The following is a 914-nucleotide window of genomic DNA, read 5'->3' on the forward strand; positions in this document are numbered from 1 at the left end:
ATTTTATTTTGGATTAATTATGTTAAAGAGATTAATATTTATAATTTTATCTTTAAATATTTTGTGTTTAAATAATTTATATTCTCAGGAYTATAATGAAGAAGAGCAAAATCCTCCTATAGATATTCCTATTATTAAGGCTATTGCTGAAGATGATATTAATACTTTAAAAAATATTATAAATAGCGGTGAAGATTTAGAGATTAGAGATGAGCAGGGCAATACTCCTTTAATATGGGCGGCACTTTATGGAAATGTTGATATAGTAAGAGAGCTTATTAATGCTAATGTAAATATTAATAATACTAACAATTTTGGAAATACTGCTTTGATGGGTGCTGTGCTTGAGGGGCATTATTCTACAATTAAACTTTTATTAGATAATAAAGCAAACATTAATACAACAAACAATGATGGCTGGTCTGCTTTAATGTGGTCTTCTGTGAGRGGGAATATTGATATTTTTAATTTGCTTATAGAATATGGKGCWGATATTAATGTTGCTGATAAGAATGGTAATACTCCTTTGATGATAGCTTCTGATTCTGCTTATATAGAGATTGTTGAAAGGCTTATAATGTTAAAAGTTGATGTGAATCAGGCAAATGGTTTGGGAGATAATGCTTTACTTATGGCTTCTATATCTGGAAATGTTGATATTGTGAGGAAGTTAATTGCTGCTGGGGCTAATGTTCATTTTAGAGGTTCTAATGGAATTACTGCTATAATTTATGCTTCTAGGTTTGGAAGATTAGACATAGTAAAAGAGCTTATAAAAAGTAAAAGTGATGTAAATGTTGYTGCTTCTGACGGTACTACTCCTTTAATTGCTGCTTCTATAGACGGATATAYTGATRTAATAAAAGAACTATTAAGAAAAAAAGCTGATGTTAATAAAACTAACAATTCTGGAT

Annotated in this window: 1 protein-coding gene; it reads left to right on the forward strand. The window is 29.2% G+C overall.

Annotated elements, in window-relative coordinates; all coding sequences use genetic code 11:
• Positions 1–19 precede the first annotated feature (19 nt).
• On the forward strand, positions 20–914 hold an 895-nt coding region (locus GQX97_RS12615), incomplete at its 3' end, for an ankyrin repeat domain-containing protein (protein WP_157152243.1).

This window comes from Brachyspira sp. SAP_772 (genome assembly GCF_009755885.1).
GTDB lineage: Bacteria > Spirochaetota > Brachyspiria > Brachyspirales > Brachyspiraceae > Brachyspira.